The organism is Pantoea sp. alder81, from assembly GCF_020179835.1.
Classification (GTDB): Bacteria; Pseudomonadota; Gammaproteobacteria; order Enterobacterales; family Enterobacteriaceae; genus Pantoea.
Map to the genome: position 1 here is coordinate 33024 of NZ_JAIUDA010000003.1, position 21890 is coordinate 54913.

General features: G+C 54.6%; 19 protein-coding genes. 11 read left to right on the top strand and 8 right to left on the bottom strand.

From position 1 onward, the window contains the following. Window positions 1–3: 3 nt before the first annotated feature. From LBW88_RS09750 to speD, 3 genes are all read left to right on the top strand, one after another. Window positions 4–351 (top strand): YacC family pilotin-like protein, encoded by a 348-nt coding sequence (locus LBW88_RS09750; protein WP_007888732.1) that lies wholly within the window; start codon window positions 4–6, stop codon window positions 349–351. Window positions 352–457: 106 nt separating this feature from the next. Continuing rightward, window positions 458–1321 (top strand): polyamine aminopropyltransferase, encoded by an 864-nt coding sequence (speE, locus tag LBW88_RS09755; protein ID WP_224932523.1) that lies wholly within the window; start codon window positions 458–460, stop codon window positions 1319–1321. Between the two features lie 5 nt (window positions 1322–1326). Further along, window positions 1327–2136 carry an adenosylmethionine decarboxylase gene (gene speD / locus LBW88_RS09760; protein ID WP_224932522.1) on the top strand — a complete coding sequence of 270 codons (810 nt, stop codon included), beginning with the start codon at window positions 1327–1329 and terminating at the stop codon, window positions 2134–2136. A gap of 38 nt (window positions 2137–2174) precedes the next feature. On the opposite strand, the gene LBW88_RS09765 is transcribed toward speD, so the two are convergent. Genes LBW88_RS09765 through dtnK form a run of 3 tightly spaced genes read right to left on the bottom strand, consistent with a single transcriptional unit; the run spans window position 2175 to window position 5187 of the window. Next, window positions 2175–2936: a DeoR/GlpR family DNA-binding transcription regulator gene (locus tag LBW88_RS09765; RefSeq protein ID WP_200574425.1), complete on the bottom strand. Its 762-nt coding sequence runs from the start codon at window positions 2934–2936 to the stop codon at window positions 2175–2177. A 6-nt stretch (window positions 2937–2942) separates the two neighbouring features. Beyond that, entirely contained in the window at window positions 2943–3923 is a 981-nt protein-coding gene (locus tag LBW88_RS09770) for a D-threonate 4-phosphate dehydrogenase (RefSeq protein WP_224932521.1), read from the bottom strand. Then, a complete protein-coding gene (dtnK, locus tag LBW88_RS09775) occupies window positions 3916–5187 on the bottom strand; it encodes a D-threonate kinase (RefSeq protein WP_224932520.1) in 1272 nt (423 codons plus the stop codon). Before dtnK ends, LBW88_RS09770 begins: the two co-directional genes overlap by 8 nt. A gap of 189 nt (window positions 5188–5376) precedes the next feature. On the opposite strand from dtnK, the gene LBW88_RS09780 reads away from it, so the two are divergent. The 6 genes from LBW88_RS09780 to LBW88_RS09805 all read left to right on the top strand — a co-directional run bounded on the left by LBW88_RS09780 (window position 5377) and on the right by LBW88_RS09805 (window position 12359). Beyond that, on the top strand, window positions 5377–6525 hold the full coding sequence (locus LBW88_RS09780; protein ID WP_038649013.1) for an iron-containing alcohol dehydrogenase: 1149 nt from the start codon (window positions 5377–5379) through the stop codon (window positions 6523–6525). Window positions 6526–6542: 17 nt separating this feature from the next. Continuing rightward, entirely contained in the window at window positions 6543–7427 is an 885-nt protein-coding gene (locus LBW88_RS09785) for a dihydrodipicolinate synthase family protein (RefSeq protein ID WP_224932519.1), read from the top strand. A gap of 54 nt (window positions 7428–7481) precedes the next feature. Next, the gene (locus tag LBW88_RS09790) at window positions 7482–8435 is read left to right on the top strand and encodes a phosphoglycerate dehydrogenase (RefSeq protein WP_224932518.1); all 954 of its coding nucleotides are present in this window, start codon (window positions 7482–7484) and stop codon (window positions 8433–8435) included. 157 nt (window positions 8436–8592) lie between these two features. Further along, window positions 8593–9912, top strand: a complete 1320-nt coding sequence (locus LBW88_RS09795; protein ID WP_224932517.1) for an MFS transporter — start codon at window positions 8593–8595, stop codon at window positions 9910–9912. Window positions 9913–9981: 69 nt separating this feature from the next. Continuing rightward, window positions 9982–11319: an MFS transporter gene (locus LBW88_RS09800; RefSeq protein ID WP_224932516.1), complete on the top strand. Its 1338-nt coding sequence runs from the start codon at window positions 9982–9984 to the stop codon at window positions 11317–11319. Next, window positions 11316–12359, top strand: coding sequence for a cyclase family protein (locus LBW88_RS09805; protein ID WP_224932515.1), 1044 nt, complete (start codon window positions 11316–11318; stop codon window positions 12357–12359). The genes LBW88_RS09800 and LBW88_RS09805 overlap by 4 nt, the downstream gene beginning before the upstream one ends. Window positions 12360–12456: 97 nt before the next feature. Here the strand turns inward: LBW88_RS09805 and yacL are convergent, their stop codons facing one another. The 3 genes from yacL to LBW88_RS09820 all read right to left on the bottom strand — a co-directional run bounded on the left by yacL (window position 12457) and on the right by LBW88_RS09820 (window position 16825). Beyond that, window positions 12457–12819, bottom strand: a complete 363-nt coding sequence (gene yacL / locus LBW88_RS09810) for a protein YacL (protein ID WP_224932514.1) — start codon at window positions 12817–12819, stop codon at window positions 12457–12459. 175 nt (window positions 12820–12994) lie between these two features. Beyond that, entirely contained in the window at window positions 12995–15592 is a 2598-nt protein-coding gene (gene acnB, locus LBW88_RS09815; protein WP_224932513.1) for a bifunctional aconitate hydratase 2/2-methylisocitrate dehydratase, read from the bottom strand. 237 nt (window positions 15593–15829) lie between these two features. After that, window positions 15830–16825 (bottom strand): aldo/keto reductase, encoded by a 996-nt coding sequence (locus tag LBW88_RS09820; RefSeq protein WP_224932512.1) that lies wholly within the window; start codon window positions 16823–16825, stop codon window positions 15830–15832. Window positions 16826–16923: 98 nt separating this feature from the next. Between LBW88_RS09820 and LBW88_RS09825 the strand changes: the two genes are divergently transcribed. Together LBW88_RS09825 and LBW88_RS26600 are read left to right on the top strand one after the other, a co-directional pair. Further along, the gene (locus tag LBW88_RS09825) at window positions 16924–17823 is read left to right on the top strand and encodes a LysR family transcriptional regulator (RefSeq protein WP_224932511.1); all 900 of its coding nucleotides are present in this window, start codon (window positions 16924–16926) and stop codon (window positions 17821–17823) included. A gap of 280 nt (window positions 17824–18103) precedes the next feature. Next, complete coding sequence (locus LBW88_RS26600) at window positions 18104–18250, top strand: Hok/Gef family protein (RefSeq protein WP_155288016.1); 147 nt, start codon at window positions 18104–18106, stop codon at window positions 18248–18250. Window positions 18251–18395: 145 nt separating this feature from the next. Here LBW88_RS26600 and lpdA read toward each other — a convergent pair whose 3' ends face one another. Together lpdA and aceF are read right to left on the bottom strand one after the other, a co-directional pair. Next, window positions 18396–19820, bottom strand: a complete 1425-nt coding sequence (gene lpdA / locus LBW88_RS09835; RefSeq protein ID WP_038650261.1) for a dihydrolipoyl dehydrogenase — start codon at window positions 19818–19820, stop codon at window positions 18396–18398. 174 nt (window positions 19821–19994) lie between these two features. Further along, window positions 19995–21887: a pyruvate dehydrogenase complex dihydrolipoyllysine-residue acetyltransferase gene (gene aceF, locus LBW88_RS09840; RefSeq protein WP_224932510.1), complete on the bottom strand. Its 1893-nt coding sequence runs from the start codon at window positions 21885–21887 to the stop codon at window positions 19995–19997. Window positions 21888–21890: the final 3 nt, after the last annotated feature.

Consider the following 21890-nt stretch of genomic DNA (forward strand, 5'->3'; position numbering starts at 1 on the left):
ATTATGACGAAAAGCATCAAGATCCTGCTGCTGGCGGGACTCCTTGGCTTCTCCTCCACCAGTTTTGCCCTGAGTGAATCCGAAGCGGAAGATTTGGCTGACCTCACGGCTGTGTTTGTCTATCTGAAGAACGATTGTGGCTATCAGGATCTGCCCGATGCGCAGATTCGCAAAGCACTGGTGTTTTTTGCCCAGCAGAACCGCTGGGATCTGAGTAATTACAGCAACTACAACATGAAGTCGCTCGGCGAAGAGAGCTACAAAGATTTGAGCGGTATCGCCATTACCAACGACAAGAAGTGTAAGTCGCTGGCGCGTGACTCATTAAGTCTGCTCGCTTACGTTAAATAGCCCGCCACACCGCTCTTCTGCTGAAGGTTTGACCGTGCAACCACGGTCATAATTCGCTATCCTTTTTTCCCTTTTCATGGCGATGACATTCGAGGAGAGCCCCATCATGGCCCAGGATGAAATGTGGTATGAGACGCTTCATGCCGGATTTGGACAGTATTTCACGGTAGATAAACTGCTTTATCGCGACAAAACGGCGCATCAGGATCTGGTGATCTTTGAGAATGCTGCTTTTGGTCGTGTCATGGCGCTGGACGGTGTAGTGCAAACCACCGAGCGCGATGAGTTCATCTACCACGAAATGATGACCCACGTGCCGCTTCTGGCGCACGGCAAGGCGAAACGCGTGCTGATCATCGGCGGCGGCGACGGCGCGATGTTGCGCGAAGTCTCACGCCATCAAACGATTGAACAGATCACCATGGTCGAGATCGATGCTGGCGTGGTGAGTTTCTGCAAAGAGTATCTGCCCAATCACAGCGCCGGTGCCTATGACGATCCCCGGCTGAACCTGGTGATTGATGATGGCGTCAATTTCGTCACTCAGACGCAAGAGAAGTTCGACGTCATTATTTCCGATTGCACCGATCCCATCGGTCCCGGCGAAAGTCTGTTTACCTCCGAGTTTTACGCAGGCTGCAAAAATGCGCTTAATCCGGGCGGAATCTTCGTGGCACAGAATGGCGTCTGCTTCCTGCAGCAGGAAGAAGCGATCAACAGCCATCGCAAACTCGGTCATTACTTCTCCGACGTCAGCTTTTATCAGGCGGCGATCCCCACCTATTACGGCGGCATTATGACGTTTGCCTGGGCGAGTGATAATGAGTCATTGCGTCAGTGGGATACATCGACCCTGGAGTCGCGTTTTGAAGACGCGGGCCTGCGCTGCCGCTATTACAATCCTGCGATACATGTCGGTAGCTTTGCCTTGCCGCAATATCTGCTGAATGCTTTATCGTGTGAGGAGTGACGAAATTGCAAAAGCTGAAACTACATGGCTTCAATAATCTCACCAAAAGCCTGAGTTTTTGTATTTACGATATTTGCTACGCCAACAGCGAAGCCGAACGTGATGGCTATATCGCCTATATTGATGAGCAATACAACGCCAATCGCCTTACTGAAATCCTGACCGAGACCTGTTCGATCATTGGTGCCAACGTGCTGAACATCGCGCGCCAGGATTATGAACCGCAAGGTGCCAGCGTCACTATTCTGGTCAGCGAAGAACCGATCAACCCGCAGGACATCGACAAATCTGAGCACCCAGGTCCGTTGCCCAACTCCGTGGTGGCGCATCTGGATAAGAGCCATATCTGCGTGCATACCTACCCGGAAAGTCATCCTGAAGGCGGATTGTGTACCTTCCGTGCCGATATTGAAGTCTCAACCTGTGGCGTCATTTCACCGCTGAAAGCACTTAACTACCTGATCCACCAGTTAGAGTCGGACATCGTCACCCTTGATTATCGCGTGCGTGGTTTTACCCGTGACGTGAACGGCGTGAAGCACTTTATCGATCACGAAATCAATTCGGTGCAGAACTTTATGTCCGAGGATATGAAGGCGATGTACGACATGGTCGATGTGAACGTTTATCAGGAAAATATCTTTCACACCAAGATGATGCTGAAGGAGTTTGACCTGAAGTATTACCTGTTCAATACCAAGCCAGAAGATCTGAGTCCGCAGGAGCACAAGCGTATTACTAACCTGCTGTGGAAGGAGATGCGCGAGATCTATTACGGCCGCAACATTCCGGCGACGGGATTGAAGCAGTTGTAGTGGGTTGTAGGGTCGCCATTGCTGGCGACCTTCTTACATCAAGCCGTTAACTCCAGCCCAATGCCACGCTCGCGTAACTCGCGGCACACCACCTCATCCAGACGCGCATCCGTCACTACATCGGTCAAACTATCAATCGGCGCGGCACAATACAGCGACCAGGAACCGTATTTACTGCTGTCAGCCAGCAGGATGCGGCGACGTGCATTCGCCAGCAGATCCATCTTCAATCCAGCTTTATCTTCCGTCGGCGTGGTAATCCCGCGCTCGATACTCCATGAGTTACAGCTGACAAACGCGATATCGGGATTGATGCTCCGCAACAATCGACGACCATGTTCACCAATGCAGGACTGGCTGGAGTCATCAATGCGGCCACCAATAATGGTGGTTTCAATCTGCTTGAATTCAGACAGGAACAGCGCGATGTGCAGATCGGCAGTGATCACCCGCAGCTTCAAATGCGTTAGCTGTCGTGCCAGTTCCAGCATGGTGGTGCCGGCATCCAGCACCACTGAGTCGCCTGACTGCACATAACTGGCGGCAAACTGCGCGATGGCCTGCTTCTCGGCCAGATTACGCTGCATCTTTTCCAGCGTGGTCGGCTGAGCAGGAATAAAGCGATTGAGCGTCACCCCGCCATGGCTGCGGCTAATGACGCCTTCCTTGTCGAGCTTGATCAGATCGCGGCGGATCGTCGCCGGTGAAGCCGAGATCGCACTCACCAGCTGTTCTACAGTGACCAGATTATGACTTTTCAAATAGTCCATAATCTGGTCGAGACGGCTTTGTCCCTTCATATTTCCCTATGCTAGCTGCATCGCGAGTTTAATGGAGATCGCCATGCTCGCAGAGTTCGCTTTACCTGTCCAGGCGATATCAAACGCCGTACCGTGGTCCGCAGAAGTGCGGATAAACGGCAGGCCAGCGGTGATATTCACGCCATCATAAAAGCCTAACAATTTCAGTGGGATGTGTCCCTGATCATGGTACATCGCCACCACCATATCGTACTGGCCTTGCTGGCACTGCAGGAACACGGTATCCGGCGGGCAAGGGCCATAAACATCAATGCCCTTCTCTTTCATCACTTTGATCGCCGGTGCCACGGTGGTGATCTCTTCGTCACCAAACAGGCCATTTTCGCCCGCGTGCGGGTTCACCCCTGCAACGGCAATGCGCGGATGATCAAAACCAACCCGGCGCAGGAAGGTATCCGCCATGCCGATCACCGTCTGGATGCGATCGCCATTGAGCGTGTCGAGGAACTTACGCAGCGCAATATGCGTCGTCACATGGATCACCTTCAGGTGATCGGTGTACAGCACCATGGCGTAGTTTTTGGTGTTAGTCAGCTGCGCCAGCAGTTCGGTATGCCCAGGATAAATATGTCCTGCCGAGTGCAGCGCTTCTTTATTGAGTGGAGCTGTCGCAATCGCATGCACTTCACCGGCCAGTGCCAGTTCGGTGGCGCGCTTCACACAGCGCCAGGCCAAATCGCCCGCTTCTTTCTGCACTACGCCCGGTTTTAAGGCTTCAGGATTCGCCAGCGGCTCATCGATCACATTGATGATGCCCGGTGCAAAATGCGCGTCTTTGACGTTGTCCAGTACGCGTAATTCAGCCTGCGGCGTAATGTTCAGCCCCATCACCCGACGCAGCGTGCTGGCACAGCCGATCACTACCGCCGGGATACCCGCCAGGTCGCCTTCCGCTAGCGCTTTGATGATGATCTCCGGGCTGATGCCTGCAGGATCGCCCATGGTCACCGCAATAATTTTATTCACTCGACTTCTCCTCAATGAAACGGATGGCTTCTACCAGGGTGTTTTCGTCTCCAAAGCCACCCGCTTTGGTCATCACCGGCAGGTGTAATTCGCTATTTAGCAGAACCCCGTGCGGCACACAGCCCGCCACCAGGCCCTGAATCTGGAAACCTTTGGCGCCGAGCGCCTGTGCGACAGCCATCGCCACGTCGCCGCCCGAAAGATACAAGCCGGCAGGCAAGACATGACGGCAAACACTGTGGGTCAATTGAGCGAGGAAGAGGCAGATGCGTTCTCCCAGTTCCTGACGTGACACCTGATGTTGCTGACACAGCTGTTCGATCTCATGGCGTTGTTCTGCATGCTGCGTGGTGCGCACCACGCAGTGCGCGCCGTCGCGTAACGCCTGTTGCATCGCCTGCTGCCACTCAGCGGCCTGCGGCCATGCGGGCTGAGCAAACAGCTGACAGATATCTATATCGATAATGCGAATGTCGCGCTGGGTCGCGAGGCGAGCGATCTGCTGCTGCGCGATGGCGCTCATTGAACCCACCACCGCCAGCACCGGCCTGGCAGGACGCGACGCCAGATATTCGCCCAGGGCATCACCTAATCCGGAAGCGCCCGCGAGTAGTGGTCGTGCGGGTAAACTCGCCGCCGCCGCCACGATCAGCGCAATGTCAGCATCCTGCTCGGCATCCAGCACCACTAAGCCCTGCTTACTGGCGAGCACCTGTGCCAGCTTGCCACTGCGCACCGTCGCCAAATCAAGGGTTTCACCTGTCAGATCGCTTTGCATGTGCAGACGGGTTAACACATGGCTGCTGGTCACCGGGGTTTTCGGGTCACTGGCAAATTCGGTATCCGTCAGACGCTGCTGGTTGATCCAGACTTCACCCTTACGCGTGATGCGGCCGAGTTTCGGCACGGCGGGCACCACCAGTGCTAATGATTTTCCGCTGGCGTGTAACGCGGCTTCTATCTCTGCACCGGGATTGCCGCGCAGCGTGGAATCAATCTTTTTAAACAGCCAGCCATCCTGGGCAATCGCCTGATGCTGCTGTAATGCTAGCGTTGTACGATGCGCTGCTTCTGCTGCGCTGACTGCACGGCTGTCGGTGCTGATCACCAGCACATCGGCGCTGCTGGCATCGTGGGCTGTACTGCTATCAAACAGCACATGCACCTTTGCGCCTGCTCGCGCCAGTCCGCTACCGGCGTCGTTGGCACCGGTAAAATCATCCGCGATCACTAAGACGGGTGTTTTCCATGGCTGTGAAGTCATTCTCTTTCCTCTACCGGCAGCTCGCCGCGTTGAGATTGATTATATTCAATCATGATTGATTATATGTGAGCAAGATCAAATTATTTGAAATCAATTTGTCCTATAAATTTAGGCACTGTAGTGACAGAACCCGCACTGAATGAGCAAAGTTAATCATTTAGTACGAAAAAACCGCGATAAGGGTATGAAATGAATATCAACAGCACCGTGATCAGTGGCTTCCAGGCGCTAAATGACCTCAGCTATTTACTGCAGGGTAAAGAAAAAGCGCTTCTGGTCACCGACAAGAATATCGAAGGCATTCCAGCGGTTCAGTCGCTGATCGCGCAGCTGAAGCAGCAGATCAGCAGTTTGAGCATTGTGAACAGCGTGCCGCCGGAGCCGAGCCAGCACGATGTCGCCGCCATTGTTGCTGCTTTACCGTCAACCGACATCGATCTGGTGATTGGCGTCGGCGGTGGCAGCGTGTTGGATGTCGCCAAACTGCTGTCGATTCTGTGCGTTGACGGCGCGCCGACACTGGATGCCCTGCTGGCCGGTGAGAAACCACTGACCCGCACCACGTCACTGTTGATCCCGACCACTGCCGGCACCGGCTCAGAAGCCACGCCAAACGCGATCCTGGCGATCCCAGAGAAAGAGACCAAAGTCGGCATCATTACCCCGGTGATGCTGCCTGATTATGTCGCACTGGTGCCAGAGCTGACCACCAGCATGCCACCGCATATCGCCTCTTCCACCGGCATCGATGCACTGTGTCATCTGATCGAGTGCTTTACCGCCACCGTGTCCAATCCGGTGAGCGACAACTATGCGCTGATCGGCATGAAAAAGCTGTTTGCCAGCCTGGAGACCACCATCGCCGAACCGGGCAATCTGGAAGCGCGCCTGAATATGCTGTGGGCCTCTTATTACGGCGGCGCATCGATTGCCCACGCCGGTACCCATCTGGTGCATGCGATGTCTTATCCGCTGGGCGGCAAATATCATCTGCCGCACGGCGTGGCGAACGCCATTCTGCTGGCACCCTGCATGCGCTTTGTGCGCCCCGCCGCCGTAAGCAAATTCGCGCAGGCCTACGATCTGCTGCCGGACGCCGATGCTTCGCTGGATGAAGAAGCGAAATCGCACGCGCTGGTGGAGTACTTCGCCGCACTGGTAAAACGTCTCAAACTGCCTGCCAGCCTGGAAGAACTGGGCATCGGCCCGGATCATCTGCCGTATCTGGTTGAAGCCGCGCTCGACGTGCAGCGACTGATGAAAAATGTACCGATGAAAGTGAGCGCCGATGACGTACGAAACGTATACCTGACGCTGTTTCCGGCTTTGAATCACTAAGGATTAATGAGGGAATCATGAGCAAGAAAATTCAGGGCGTATTAACCGCCATCGTCACCACCTTTGATAGCGAAGGTGCGTTTAATCCCGCGGCACAGCGCCTGCAGGTGCAACGTCAACTCAGCGCCGGTAACGGTATTTTCTGCGGCGGCACCAACGGTGAGTTCTTTGTGCTCAACGAGCAGGAGAAATTAGCCGTCACCGAAACCTGTGTCGATGAAGTGAACGGCAGCGCGCCGGTTGTGGCCCACATCGGTGAGATTTCTACCCGTGAAACCATTCGTCTCGGCAAGCAAGTCGCCAAACTGGGCGTGGATGCGGTGTCGGTGATCACCCCGTATTTCGTGCCGCTCAAGCAGGAAGAGCTGATTGCCCACTATCGCGCCGTGGCAGATGCGATCGAAGTACCGCTGTATCTGTACAACATCCCTGCGCGCACCGGTAACACCTTGCAGCCGGAAACCGTGCGTGCGCTGGCCTCGCACCCGAATATCATTGGTATTAAAGACAGCGCGGGCAGTTATGAAAGCCTGAGCGGTTTCCTCAAGGCCGCTGAAGGCATGGAGAACTTCAACGTGCTGACCGGCCCAGACTCGCTGATCCATCGCGGCTTTGTTGAAGGCTGCACCGCCTGTATTTCGGGTCTCGCCAACGTAGCCCCTAAAGAGATCAACGCCATCTGGGCACGTTTCCACGCGGGCGATATTGAAGGTTCACGCCAGGCGCAGGAGAACATCACCGGCCTGCGTACCGATCTTTACAGCGTCGGTTTCCCACCAGCCACCGTGAAGAAAGCCGTGTCACTGCTGGGTTCTGATGTAGGTAACAGCCGCTATGCGGTGAGCTTCTCTGTCGAAGAAGAGCAGAAGATCCGCCAGATCGTGAATCAGTATTTGCAGTAAATACCGATTGGGCAGCGATTGCTGCCCGTTCCAACACCAGGATTGGGAAAAGCCATGAAAGTTATCTGTACTTCACCCTCTTTCGCAAAATATGACGCTGCGCCCATTGATGCGCTGCAACAACAGGGTTTTGAGCTGATCACGCTGCCCGCCGATGCGCCACTGAGTGCGCTGGAGCCGCATCTGGCCGATACCGTGGCGATGATCGTTGCTTTTACCGACGTGAACGAAGAACTGCTGGCAAAAGCACCTCAGCTGAAAATCGTGTGTAAGCATGGCGTGGGCGTCGACAACATCAATCTGGATGCCACCCGCGCACGCGGCATTTACGTCACCAATGTGCCGGATGCCAACAAACATGCCGTGGCCGACTTCGCCTTTGCCCTGATCCTCAATAGCGCACGCCAGATTACACAGGCTGCGATTGAAACCCGCGCCGGCAACTGGCCGCGCATCTTTGCCACTGATGTGTATGGCAAAACGCTGGGGATTATCGGCCTTGGGAATATCGGCAAACAGGTAGCGCTGCGTGCCAAAGGCTTCAACATGCGCGTGATTGCTTTCGATTTTTATCCAGATGAAAAATTTGCCGCCGAGCATGGCATCGAATTCGTCAGCCTCGATCATCTGACCGAAAGCAGCGATTTCATCACGTTGCACAAGCCGCTCACTGATAAAACCCAGAATCTTTTTGATGCTGCGCGTATCAAGCGTATGAAAAAGAGTGCATTCCTGATCAACGCCTCACGCGGTGGCATCGTCAACGAGCAGGATCTGTATCAGGCGCTGCTGGATAACGTCATCGCTGGCGCGGCTGCCGATGTCTTCGAGCAGGAACCACTGGCGGAGCATCCGCTGTTCACCCTCAGCAACTTCATCCCGACTTCGCATATCGCGGGTTACACCGACGGCGCCATCAGCGCCATTGGTGAACGCTGCGTGGCGCAGATTGTGCAGTGCATCAAACAGGGCGAGCGCCCGACAAATGTTATGAACGGGCTGGATTAATTTTTCTCAACACCCTACTTAATCCAAATTTTAATCCCCAGTCATTGGCGCGGTAATCCGGCGACCACGTCATTCATCCCCAGTAAACGAGCGGGATGAATGATTGGATTGAAGGCTTTTTACTGCGCGAAGGACACCGGGAAGGTGAAAAAATATTATGAACAACACCTCTCGCTCTACCCGCGTTCGCTGGTGGATTGCAGGCCTGATGTGGCTGGCAATCGCCATTAACTATATTGACCGAACAGTACTCTCTGCGGCTGCCCCGCATTTGATTAAAGAGCTCGACATCAATCCAGAGATGATGGGCTTTATCATGGCGGCGTTCTTCTGGTCATACGCGCTGCTGCAAATCCCGGCAGGCTGGTTCGCCGATCGCTTCGGTCAGAAAAAAGGTCTCGGTATTGCAGTAGCCTGGTGGTCGATTGCCACCATGGCGATGGGCCTGGCGACCGGCTTTAAATCACTGCTGGCGCTGCGTTTAGCACTCGGCGTCGGTGAAGCCGCTGCCTATCCCAGCAATGCCGGTATCACCGCGCGCTGGTTCCCGGACCGCGAACGTGCCACGGTTTCAGGCCTGTTCGACAGCGCCTCGAAGTTTGGTGGTGCCGTGGCCATGCCGCTGATCGTGTTTATGATCGCCATGTTCGACTGGCGCATCACCTTCCTGGTGATTGGATCACTCGGTGTGTTCTGGGTGATTGCCTGGTACTTTATCTATGCGGAAAACCCGGAAGATCACAAAGCGATCAGTCAGGATGAAGTGCGCTTTATCCGTGATGGCCAGGCGCAGAAACACGGCGACAAAAGTGTACGTCCGATGAAGTGGTACAAGCTGCTGCGCTACCGCAATATCTGGGCGATGTGTATTGGCTTCTTCACCATCAACTACACCTCATACTTCTTTATCACCTGGTTGCCGACTTACCTGGTGAAAGATAAAGGCATGGATTTCCTCAAGATGGGGATGGTGGCTGCACTGCCGCTGATTTGCGGCATGGTGATTGAAGTACTGGCCGGTTGGGCATCGGATCGCATGGTGCACAAAAAAGTGCTGTCGCTGACCGCCACGCGCAAACTGTTCCTGACTATTGGCCTGGTAATGGCGCTGTGTATCGGGTTCGCGCCGTTCACTGACTCGGTATTTATGACCGTGCTGCTGCTGTGCATCGCCAAATCCGGTACTACCGTTGCCGCCTCTCAGGTCTGGGCACTGCCGGGTGATGTGGCACCGCAGAACAGCGTGTCGATTGTCGCAGGCCTGCAAAACACCGTCTCCAACATGGGCGGTGCCGTGGGTCCAATCATTACCGGCGCCATCGTCGGCGCCACCGGGCACTTTACCTGGGCGCTGGTGTTCTCTGCTGTGTTAGTGGTTATCGGTATTCTTAACTACCTGTTCCTGATGGGCAAAGTCGAACCTATCGTGGATGAGGAACAGGTGCATCATCCACACTCCGTAGTAAGCGGCGCGTAAGTGCCAAACTCGCCGCATCGTCCTGATGCGGCGTTTCCCCTACAAAATAAAAAAACAATTGGAGGCGACATGTCGCTGAATTCCAATGGATCACCTGCTGCATTACAGGCAAGTAAAGCGAAAGGGAAATTTCGTTTCGTCATTCTCACGGTGCTGTCGGTCGGCATCGCCATCAACTATATTGACCGCGCCGCCATGAGCGTCGCCATGCCGTTTATGAGTCAGGAGCTAAATTTCTCGCCCACTGATAGCGGCTTGCTACTCTCAGCGTTTTTCTGGAGCTATGTGCTGTTCCAGCTGCCCGGCGGCTGGTTGGTGGACAGGCTCGGCCCGCGTATTACCTTTGCCATCAGCAGCCTTGGCTGGGGTTTAGCCACCGCCGCCTGTGGGCTGGCCAGCTCGATTGCGGCGCTGGTGGGCTTCCGCTTTGTGCTCGGAGCGGTAGAAGCGCCCAGCTATCCCGCCAGTTCGTCAACGGTGACGCGCTGGTTCCCGCGTCAGGAACGCAGCTTCGCCGCCGCCACCTTCAACAACGGCAGTAAGATCGGTGGCACGTTGGCGATCCCAATTATCTCCTTCCTGATCGCGCTGGTTGGCTGGCGTATGACCTTTGTGCTCTCGGGTGTGGTCGCGGTGGTCTGGGCGCTGGCGTGGTATTTGTGGTATCGCGATCCGCGCGAACACAAAACCGTGACGCGTGAGGAAGTGGAATTCATTGAGGCCAACCAGGATCCGCAAACTGGCGAGCCAATGAGCGTGCGCCAGTTGCTTGGCCAACGCACCGTGCAGGCGATGATGGCAGGCTTCTTCTGTATCAACTTCGTCTCATACTTCTTCTTTACCTGGTTCCCAACCTATCTGGTAGAGACCTTCCACTTGTCACTGATGAAATTCGGCCTGCTCGGCATGCTGCCAGGACTGGCGGCGATAGTGGGTGGCTGGTGTGGCGGGTTGCTGTCCGATTCGCTGGTGCGTCGTGGCTACTCGCTCAGCGTGGCGCGCAAGATTCCGTTGGTGGGCGGCATGCTGGGTAGCGCCACCATCGGTTTGGCAGCGTTTTCCCCCACTGTTGGCCTGGCGCTGGCGGCACTCTGCTTTGCCAACTTCGCCGCCACCTTTGCGTCTGCCGCGCTGTGGGCCCTGCCGTCAGATGTGGCACCCAATCGCGCGAATGTCGCCACCATCGGCGGTATTCAAAACATGGCGGCCAATCTGGCAGGCATCATCTCGCCTATTCTGATCGGGGTGATCATGCAGTACACCCACTCCTTTGTGATCCCACTGGAGATCGCCGGAGTGATCGGTGTGGTGGGCGCCTTGATCTACGGATTCTGGCTGCCGCGTGTGCAGCCCATGGGCACAGAATCGGCTTTGGCACTGGATAGCAACGTGAGGAGAGAAGTATGAATACTCGCTGGAAGCACCGCCCGGCGCACGCCACCTGGGGGGATTTCGGTCCCGACGATCAGCTCGGTAGACTCAACTTACTCACCGCGCAGAAAGTATTGGAAGGCGTGGCGGAAGTGAAAATCGGGCAAACGTTTTGCCTGAGTTTACCGCTTGATTTACCCGGCGGCACGGCGATGAATCCGCGTCGCCCACCCCCGCAGCTCAATGCCACACGACGCGGCGAGCATGCCAATATGACCTATCCGTTATCGCGTGATAACCCGCAACTCACCGATGTGATCTGCGATGATACCGTGACGCTGGCGTTGCAATACTCGACGCAGTGGGACAGCCTGGCGCACATGGGCCAGTGGTTTGATGTCAACGGCAACGGCGAACCGGAGATGGTGTTTTACAACGGCTACAAGGCCAATGTGGATATCGTTGGTGAAACCGATTATCGCGGCGGCTGTGGCTGCGATCACGGCAGCCATTTGGGCGCGAAGAAACTCGGTATCGAAAATGTGGCGCAGCATGGCATGCAGGGCCGCGCGGTGATGATTGATATCAAGCGTCACTTCGGCACTGAGCGGTTTGCCTTTGGTTATCAGCATTTGCACCAGATCTTACAGGCGGATGACATCGAGGTGCGCCAGGGCGATATGGTGTGTTTCCGCACCGGCATGGATGAAGCGATTCTGGCGATGCAGGGCGAGCCGGATATGACGTTTTTGAACAGCCACTTTGCCGGATTGGATGGCAGTGATGAGCAACTGCGTAACTGGATCGTCGAGAGCGGCGTGGTGGCGCTGATTGCCGATAATCCAGCGGTAGAGATTTTACCGGCACGCCCAATGAACGATGATTTTTATCCGTCGCATCCGCTGCACGATCTCTGCCTGTTCCGGCTGGGGGTGTATCTCGGCGAGCTGATGTTGCTCAGCCCGCTGGCGGATTGGCTGGCGCAGCATCAGCGCCATGCGTTTCTGCTCACCGCCCCACCGCTGCGGCTGCCGGGCGCGGTGGGTTCACCGGCGACACCGATTGCCACCGTTTGATGCCGGTATAAACGGTAGCGGCGGTAACTGAGGAAGCACTGTGGCCGTGGGGAGCGCAATACATTGCGCCGCTACGGCCCGTGCGAAATTGTTTCGGTTATTTTCCTGCCAGAAACTGACGATACGCCGCAATCACCGCGAGGAAATCTTCCACACCGCAAAATGACAGGCTCTCTTCATCGTAATACGTCATGCCCTCTTCCATACCATCGTCTTCCAGCGCCAGCTGGTTGGCTCGGATCATGACCTCTTCTTCATCTAACCAAATCGTGTATTCATGCCCGATGCGCTGCCACTGATTAATAGTGCCTTTGACTTCCCGCGCCGCCGCTTCCACTTCATCCAGCAGACCCAGATTATCTCTGACTTCTTCATTGAACCAGTGTCCCACTGCTTCGTGGTCCATCGACATACGCACTTTGACCTGCCCGGTCAAATCACGCAAAAATTCATACTCCATGGGTTTGCCTCGTGTAGCTAATGGCGCGACGAGCAGCACCGGTTAGGTGCATTTTGTGCGTAGCGCGCTGAATAAAGTGGGATCGCGCTCGCATTATGCCAGGTCATGCCTGAGGAAAAAAGTGCATAAAAAAAGGGGACGATTCGCATCGTCCCCTCTTCATCCTTCGCGCCGATTAAACAGCGGTCTGGAAGATTACGCCGTCAGCTTTCTCAGTGTACTGACCCAGCTGGTCAAAGTTGAGATAGCGATAAGTATCTGCCGCGGTCTTATCAACCTGAACCATAAACTGCTGATACTCATCTGGCGTTGGTAGTTTACCCAGTAGGGAGGCTACCGCAGCCAATTCAGCCGAAGCCAGGAACACGTTCGCGCCAGTACCCAGACGGTTCGGGAAGTTACGGGTTGAAGTGGAAACCACTGTCGCACCGTCTTTCACACGCGCCTGGTTACCCATGCAGAGTGAGCAGCCTGGGATTTCGATACGCGCACCACTCTTACCAAAGACGCTGTAGTAGCCCTCTTCGGTCAACTGTGCGGCATCCATCTTGGTTGGCGGAGCCACCCACAGACGCGTTGGCAATTGACCTTTGTGCGCGTCCAGCAGTTTACCCGCTGCACGGAAGTGACCGATGTTGGTCATGCAAGAGCCGATGAACACTTCATCAATCTTCTCGCCCTGCACATCAGACAACCAGCGCGCATCGTCCGGATCGTTTGGTGCACACAGAATTGGCTCTTTGATATCGGCCAGATCGATATCGATCACCGCCGCATATTCTGCATCCGCATCGCCTTCCAGCAACTGCGGATCCGCCAGCCATTTCTGCATACCTTCTACGCGGCGCTCCAGGGTACGACGATCGCCGTAACCTTCCGAGATCATCCACTTTAGCAGCACGATGTTTGAGTTCAGATACTCAATGATCGGCTCTTGATCCAGCTTGATGGTACAGCCAGCTGCAGAACGCTCCGCAGAGGCATCCGTCAGCTCAAATGCCTGCTCAACTTTCAGTTTCGGCAGACCTTCGATTTCCAGCACGCGACCAGAGAAGATGTTTTTCTTACCCTTCTTCTCAACGGTCAGCAGGCCAGCTTTGATGGCGTACAGTGGAATGGCATGAACCAGATCGCGCAGGGTGATACCCGGCTGCATTTCGCCTTTGAAACGCACCAGTACCGACTCAGGCATATCCAGTGGCATCACGCCAGTTGCAGCAGCAAACGCCACCAGACCAGAACCCGCAGGGAACGAGATACCAATGGGGAAACGGGTGTGTGAATCACCGCCGGTGCCCACGGTATCGGGCAGCAGCATACGGTTCAGCCAGCTGTGGATAACGCCATCGCCCGGACGCAGTGATACGCCGCCACGGTTCATGATGAAGTCAGGCAGCGTGTGGTGGGTGGTCACGTCAACCGGCTTCGGATAGGCTGCGGTGTGGCAGAATGACTGCATGACCAGGTCAGCAGAGAAACCGAGGCACGCCAGATCTTTCAGTTCATCACGGGTCATTGGACCGGTGGTGTCCTGAGAACCCACAGAAGTCATTTTTGGTTCGCAGTAAGCGCCAGGACGAACGCCCTCTACGCCACAAGCACGACCGACCATTTTCTGCGCCAGTGAATAACCACGGGTGCTTGCCGCCACATCTTTCGCTTGCACGAACACATCGCTGTGCGGCAGACCCAGCGCTTCACGCGCTTTGGTGGTCAGGCCACGGCCAATGATCAGTGGGATACGACCACCGGCACGCACTTCATCCAGCAGCACTTCGGTTTTCAGTTCGAAGGTTGCCAGCAGCTCGTCAGTTTCGTGATTGCGCACTTCACCTTTATACGGGTAAACGTCAATGACATCGCCCATTTCCAGGCGATCAACGTCAACTTCGATTGGCAACGCGCCAGCATCTTCCATGGTGTTGAAGAAGATTGGTGCGATTTTACCGCCGAGGCACAGGCCGCCGCCTTTTTTGTTCGGCACGTACGGAATGTCATCGCCCATGAACCACAGCACCGAGTTGGTGGCAGATTTACGGGAAGAACCGGTACCGACGACGTCACCCACGTAGGTCAGCGGGAAGCCTTTTTTCTGCAATTCTTCGATCTGTTTGATCGGCCCAATGTTACCAGCATCGTCGGGTTCGATACCTTCACGGGCGTTTTTCAGCATTGCCAGCGCGTGCAGTGGAATATCCGGGCGAGACCATGCATCCGGTGCCGGAGAGAGGTCATCGGTGTTGGTTTCGCCGGTCACTTTGAACACGGTGGTGGTGATTTTTTCTGCCAGCTTAGGACGCTTCAGGAACCATTCAGCATCGGCCCAGGACTGGATAATTTTCTTCGCGTGGGAGTTACCCGCTTTCGCTTTCTCTTCGACATCGTAGAAGTTATCGAACATCAGCAGCGTGTGGGACAGGGCTTCAGCGGCAATCGGAGCCAGTGCTTCATCATCTAGCGCTTCGATCAGGGCATGGATGTTGTAGCCACCCTGCATGGTGCCCAGCAGTTGAACTGCCTTTTCGCGAGTAACCAGAGGAGAGAGGGCTTCGCCCTTAGTGACAGCTGCCAGGAAACCAGCTTTTACATAAGCTGCTTCATCAACACCTGGGGGTACACGGTTGACCAATAGATCGGTCAGGAATTCTTCTTCACCCGCTGGCGGGTTTTTCAGCAGTTCAACCAGCGCGGCCATTTGGGAAGCATCTAACGGCTTAGGTACGATTCCCTGGGCAGCACGCTCGGCAACGTGCTTACGGTATTCTTCTAGCACGACGTTCTCCTCGCTCTCATTGTATAGCTTTCCGGTACACCCCTTGAGCTGTCAAACAGTAGGGTGAGGTGCCCGGTTCCGCGTCGGCCAGCATAGCAGCATTTCGGCTGATTGTTAATCTGTTTACAAAAAAGCAACATCCGCGCGTTATTTAGCAGATTTATCTGGATTTTGAGCGAGGTCACACAAAAAAGCAGGCCACCTGAGCCTGTTTTTTTGTGATTGAAGGGCTAAAAATTAGCGATCGACCAGGGTGAATTCACTTTCGTTATAGCGCTCACCCTGAACATTTTGTGGATTGAACAGCGTGTCCAGTGCCGTCATATCCGCAGAATGAAGAGTAAGCGCGGCCGCAGCACAGTTTTGTTCCAGATTGGCGATTTTGCTGGCACCAGGGATTGGCACGATATCCTCACCTTTAGCCAGCACCCACGCCAGCGCCAACTGTGCCGCCGTCGCATCATAACCTGCAGCCATCTCTGATAGCTGATTCACTAACTTTTGGTTATGCGCCTGTGCATCCTGCTGGAAACGCGGCAGGTAGCGACGAAAATCATCTTCCGCCAGCGTGGCCGCCGCCGGGAATTTACCGGTGAGGAAGCCTCGGCCTAACGGACTGTAAGGGACAAATCCGATATTTAGCTCACGGCAGGTGGCGAGAAGCTCTTGCTCCGGATCGCGCGTCCACAGTGAGTATTCGCTCTGCAGGGCCGAAATCGGATGTACTGCCTGCGCACGGCGTAAGGTGGCCGATGAGACTTCGGATAAGCCGAGATACTTCACTTTGCCTTCACGCACCAGATCCGCCATCACGCCCACCACATCCTCAATCGGCACGGCTGGATCGAGACGATGCTGATAAAGCAATTCTATGGCTTCCACACCCAGGCGCTGGAGTGAACCTTCCACGGCGCGGCGGATATGCGCCGGTTCGCTATTGGCACCGGTAATGCGCTCCCAGCCCTCCCCATGATCGGTGATGCGGAAACCAAACTTGGTCGCCACTTGGATATCGCTACGGCCTTTAATCGCTTTCGCCAGCAGCGTTTCATTGGTGAAAGGGCCATACACTTCAGCGGTATCGAGGAAATTGACGCCAAGTTCAAACGCACGTGCCAGCGTGTTCAACGCCTGCTTCTCATCATTTTGACCATAGGCAAAGCTCATGCCCATGCAGCCTAATCCTAGTGCTGAAACCTGTAATCCCTGACTGCCCAGTTGACGTTGTTGCATTGATTTATCCTCTTCGCTTACGGTGTTAATGTTATAAACCTCAGCAATCGCAGCAACAATTGCGCTATTTTCGTTGATTTAATGAATGGAATTCAGCAATGAATAATTACCGTGCATCAATGCAAGAACTGGAGATGTTTGCCGCTATCGCGCAGCATCTGAGTTTTCGCAAAGCCGCTGAGGAGCGTAATGTCACGCCCTCGAGCCTGAGCCACGCCATGCGCAACTTTGAAGAGCGCTTAGGCGTACGGCTGCTGCATCGCACCACGCGAAAAGTGGCGCTGACCGAAGCCGGTGAGCGTTTTTTGCAGCGAATCCAGCCTGCGCTGGCTGACCTATCGCAGGCGGTGGATGAACTGAACGACTGGCGCAGCGATCCCCGTGGCGTGTTGCGCATTAGCATGCCGCGTTCAGCGGAGGCGCTGTTTTTTCAGTCCCTGATACTGCCGTTTGTACAACGCTACCCGGAGATTACGCTGGAGATCGACAGCAATGACGCGCTGGTGGATATCGTAGAAAGCGGCTTTGATGCGGGCGTACGCTATGGCGATGTACTGGCGCAGGATATGATCGCGGTGCCTTTTGGTCGGCCGATGCGTGCACTGGCGGTGGCCAGTCCGGATTTCCTTGCTCAGCACGGCGTTCCGCTGTTACCGGCGGAGCTATTGCAGTTTCCCTGCATTGAAAGACGCTTTCCGAGCGGACGTCGCTATCGTTGGGAATTTTGGCAGGATGGGCGCAAACAGGAAGTGGCGGTAAAAGGCTCGCTGGTGCTGGACAATAACGAGCGCATTCTGCAAGCAGCTCGCGCCGGTTTAGGGATCGCCTTTTTGCATCAGGATGCAGTCAGCAATGCATTAGCGACTGGAGAATTAGTTGAAATACTTGCTGAGTATACCCAGGTTGAGGAAGGATTCTGGCTCTATTACCCGAGCAGGAAATATCTATCCGCACCGTTGAGGCATTTTATTAATTGGATTAAAGATATCAATAAATAATTACCTGAACACTTAACACCTTTAATTAAAGCCTAACAATAAAACCGTAAGATTTAATTAAAATTAAAGACAGATTAGACGTGAAATAAGAAACAAATCGCGTAGACTGCCTGCGGGCGCTTGAGGCAATCTGCCTCAAGCATTTTCAATTGAGGTGGGTTGTGGAAGGAGAAACTCATGCGGTCAATTTTCATCAACCGCACGAGCAGGCAACTACCCGAAACACCTAAGCAATGTTAGGGTAGTTGCTTGCTCGTGCTAATGCAAGGAGTAAGTGATTATGAAGTTATCATTCAGCAAGCTGATTATCGGCGGGCTCATGCTATTAGTATTGTGCCTGGTGAATCGCAATACACTCTGTGAATTACGGTTTAAGATATTCGCTGCTGAATTATCTGCGGTAATGGCTTACGAAGTCAGGCAGTAACACTTCAATAGCAGGGGGTCGCCCCTGCTATTTCCCGCAAAGCTTATGCGTTAGCTCCAGCGCCTTATTTATCGTTTCAATTAAATAGAACCCGTAATAAAAAACGGCTCCATCAAGGAGCCGTTTCTTTATTTAGCACGAAAGATTATTTCTTTTTCGCTTTCGGGTTTGGCAGGTCAGTGATGCTACCTTCGAACACTTCAGCCGCCAGGCCAACAGACTCATGCAACGTTGGGTGCGCGTGAATGGTCAGTGCGATGTCTTCTGCATCACAGCCCATCTCGATCGCCAGACCGATTTCACCCAACAGCTCGCCGCCGTTGGTGCCGACAATCGCACCACCGATCACACGGTGAGTCTCTTTGTCGAAGATCAGTTTGGTCATTCCGTCTGCGCAGTCAGAAGCGATAGCACGGCCAGAAGCAGCCCACGGGAAGGTGGAGACTTCGTAGCTGATGCCTTTCTCTTTGGCTTCTTTCTCGGTCAGGCCCACCCAGGCAACTTCTGGCTCGGTATAGGCAATAGAAGGAATCACTTTCGGGTCGAAGTAGTGTTTCAGACCAGAAATCACTTCTGCCGCGACGTGGCCTTCGTGCACACCTTTGTGCGCCAGCATTGGCTGGCCGACGATGTCGCCGATAGCAAAGATGTGTGGCACGTTGGTACGCAGCTGTTTGTCGACGCGGATGAAACCACGATCGTCCACTTCCACGCCCGCTTTACCAGCATCCAGGCCTTTACCGTTTGGCACACGGCCAATCGCCACCAGCACTGCGTCATAACGCTGCGCTTCAGCCGGAGCTTTTTTACCTTCCATTGATACGTAGATACCATCGTCTTTCGCTTCAACAGCGGTCACTTTGGTTTCCAGCATCAGGTTGAATTTTTTGCTGATACGTTTGGTGAAGACTTTCACCACGTCTTTATCGGCAGCAGGGATAACCTGGTCGAACATCTCAACCACGTCGATCTCTGAACCCAGCGCGTTATACACGGTGGCCATTTCCAGACCGATGATGCCGCCGCCCATTACCAGCAGACGCTTCGGTACTTCTTTCAGTTCCAGCGCATCGGTTGAATCCCACACGCGTGGATCGTTGTGTGGGATGAATGGCAGTTCGATTGGGCGTGAGCCCGCAGCGATGATCGCGTTATCGAAGTTGATGGTGGTTGCGCCACCCTCACCTTCCACCACCAGGGTGTTAGCGCCGGTAAATTTACCCAGACCGGTAACCACTTTCACTTTACGGCCTTTAGCCATACCGGCCAGACCGCCAGTCAGTTGAGTGATGACCTTTTCTTTCCAGGTACGAATCTTGTTGATGTCAGTTTGCGGCTGGCCAAACACGATACCGTGCTCTTCCAGTGCTTTCGCTTCTTCGATCACTTTCGCAACATGAAGCAGCGCTTTTGACGGGATACAGCCTACGTTCAGACAAACACCACCGAGGGTGCTGTAACGCTCAACGATTACGGTTTCCAGACCTAAATCAGCGCAACGGAAGGCTGCAGAGTAACCTGCAGGACCTGCCCCAAGTACCACGACTTGAGTTTTAATCTCTGTACTCATCATGACCTCTTATTAGATTGCCGGCGGTCAAAAGCGAGCCCGTCCCAGGCTCCGCATGCCCTTTATCCACCGGGACATTTCACCGCAAGAGTTTACAGAATTGTTAATAAACTGCCAACCGCGGCAACATTGAATGCTTACAACAAGGCCGGCATTTGCCGGCCTTGGTTAACTTCACATCACCAGACGGCGAATGTCGGACAGTGTGTTGTTGATGATGGTGATAAAGCGCGCACCATCAGCACCGTCGATCACGCGGTGGTCGAAGGAGAGTGAGATTGGCATCATCAGACGCGGCTCAAACTCTTTACCATTCCACACTGGCTCCATCGCAGACTTGGAGACACCGAGGATAGCGACTTCTGGCGCATTAACAATTGGCGCAAAGTGCGTGGTGCCCAGGCCGCCAAGGCTGGAGATGGTGAAGCAACCGCCCTGCATATCGCTAGCCGTCAGCTTGCCATCACGCGCTTTCTTAGAAATCGCCATCAGCTCACGCGACAGTTCAGTGATGCCTTTCTTGTTCACATCTTTGAACACCGGAACCACCAGACCGTTTGGCGTATCAACCGCCACACCGATGTTGATGTATTTCTTCAGCGTCAGTTTCTGTGCATCTTCAGACAGTGAACTGTTGAAACGCGGCATCTGCTCCATCGCAGCGGCAACGGCTTTCATGATGAACACCACAGGGGTGAACTTCACATCCAGCTTACGTTTTTCCGCTTCGGCGTTCTGCTGCTTGCGGAACGCTTCCAGATCGGTGATATCGGTTTTATCGAAGTGCGTAACGTGCGGGATAACCACCCAGTTACGGCTCAGGTTCGCACCCGAGATCTTCTGGATACGACCCAGTTCCACTTCTTCCACTTCACCGAACTTGCTGAAGTCCACTTTCGGCCAAGGCAGCAGGCCAGGCAGGCTTCCGCCACTTGCCGCTGCAGCCGGTGCGGTTTCCGCACGCTTAACCGCATCTTTCACGTAAGACTGTACGTCTTCTTTCAGGATGCGACCTTTACGGCCGGTGCCTTTGACTTTCGCCAGATTCACACCGAACTCGCGCGCCAGGCGACGAATCACCGGGGTAGCGTGGACGTAAGCATCGTTCTCGGCAAACTCGCCTTTCGCGTCAGCTTTTGCTGCTGGCGCTGTAGCGGCAGGTTTCGCTGCCGCCGGAGCCGGAGCCGCTTCCTGTTTCGCCGCAGGTGCCGCAGCAGCAGGCGCAGCGCCTTCTACTTCGAACACCATGATCAGTGAACCGGTATTCACTTTATCGCCGGTAGACACTTTCAGCTCTTTCACGGTACCCGCGAATGGCGCTGGCACTTCCATTGACGCTTTGTCGCCTTCGACCACGATCAGTGACTGCTCAGCAGTGACTTTGTCACCCACTTTGACCAGTACTTCCGTGACTTCAACTTCATCGCCGCCGATGTCAGGCACGTTAACGTCTTTCGCACCACCGGCCGCAGCCGGTGCAGCCGCCGGAGCCGCTTCTTGTTTCGCCGCTGGGGCAGCAGCAGGTGCTGCACCCTCTGCTTCGAAGATCATGATCAGCGAGCCGGTATTCACTTTATCGCCGGTAGCGATTTTGATCTCTTTCACCACGCCCGCGAACGGTGCTGGCACTTCCATTGAAGCCTTGTCGCCTTCAACGGTGAGCAGAGATTGTTCCGCTTCAACTTTGTCGCCGACTTTCACCAGAATCTCGGTGACTTCAACTTCATCACCACCGATGTCCGGCACGTTGACTTCTTTGCTCACTGAAGCAGCAGCTGCCGCAGGCGCGGCTTCTGCTTTCTTCTCTTCTGCCGCCGGGGCAGCTGCTGCTGCGCCCTCAGCTTCAAAGATCATCATCAGTGAGCCGGTGTTCACTTTGTCACCGGTAGAGATTTTAATCTCTTTCACCACGCCAGCCTGAGGCGAAGGCACTTCCATAGAGGCTTTATCGCCTTCTACGGTGATCAACGACTGTTCAGCTTCGACCTTGTCGCCCACCTTCACCAGAATTTCGGTGACTTCAACTTCGTCTGACCCGATATCCGGTACGTTAATTTCGATAGCCATTAC

Excerpts from the sequence above, each read along its gene's own strand:
- LBW88_RS09805 (WP_224932515.1), top strand. The coding sequence starts at position 11,316 with ATGAATACTCGCTGGAAGCACCGCCCGGCGCACGCCACCTGGGGGGAT.
- LBW88_RS09785 (WP_224932519.1), top strand. The coding sequence starts at position 6,543 with ATGAGCAAGAAAATTCAGGGCGTATTAACCGCCATCGTCACCACCTTT.
- LBW88_RS09820 (WP_224932512.1), bottom strand. The coding sequence starts at position 16,825 with ATGCAACAACGTCAACTGGGCAGTCAGGGATTACAGGTTTCAGCACTA.
- lpdA (WP_038650261.1), bottom strand. The coding sequence starts at position 19,820 with ATGAGTACAGAGATTAAAACTCAAGTCGTGGTACTTGGGGCAGGTCCT.
- LBW88_RS09795 (WP_224932517.1), top strand. The coding sequence starts at position 8,593 with ATGAACAACACCTCTCGCTCTACCCGCGTTCGCTGGTGGATTGCAGGC.
- LBW88_RS26600 (WP_155288016.1), top strand. The coding sequence starts at position 18,104 with ATGAAGTTATCATTCAGCAAGCTGATTATCGGCGGGCTCATGCTATTA.
- LBW88_RS09825 (WP_224932511.1), top strand. The coding sequence starts at position 16,924 with ATGAATAATTACCGTGCATCAATGCAAGAACTGGAGATGTTTGCCGCT.
- LBW88_RS09800 (WP_224932516.1), top strand. The coding sequence starts at position 9,982 with ATGTCGCTGAATTCCAATGGATCACCTGCTGCATTACAGGCAAGTAAA.
- dtnK (WP_224932520.1), bottom strand. The coding sequence starts at position 5,187 with ATGACTTCACAGCCATGGAAAACACCCGTCTTAGTGATCGCGGATGAT.
- LBW88_RS09790 (WP_224932518.1), top strand. The coding sequence starts at position 7,482 with ATGAAAGTTATCTGTACTTCACCCTCTTTCGCAAAATATGACGCTGCG.
- LBW88_RS09780 (WP_038649013.1), top strand. The coding sequence starts at position 5,377 with ATGAATATCAACAGCACCGTGATCAGTGGCTTCCAGGCGCTAAATGAC.
- aceF (WP_224932510.1), bottom strand. The coding sequence starts at position 21,887 with ATGGCTATCGAAATTAACGTACCGGATATCGGGTCAGACGAAGTTGAA.
- yacL (WP_224932514.1), bottom strand. The coding sequence starts at position 12,819 with ATGGAGTATGAATTTTTGCGTGATTTGACCGGGCAGGTCAAAGTGCGT.
- LBW88_RS09765 (WP_200574425.1), bottom strand. The coding sequence starts at position 2,936 with ATGAAGGGACAAAGCCGTCTCGACCAGATTATGGACTATTTGAAAAGT.
- speE (WP_224932523.1), top strand. The coding sequence starts at position 458 with ATGGCCCAGGATGAAATGTGGTATGAGACGCTTCATGCCGGATTTGGA.
- LBW88_RS09750 (WP_007888732.1), top strand. The coding sequence starts at position 4 with ATGACGAAAAGCATCAAGATCCTGCTGCTGGCGGGACTCCTTGGCTTC.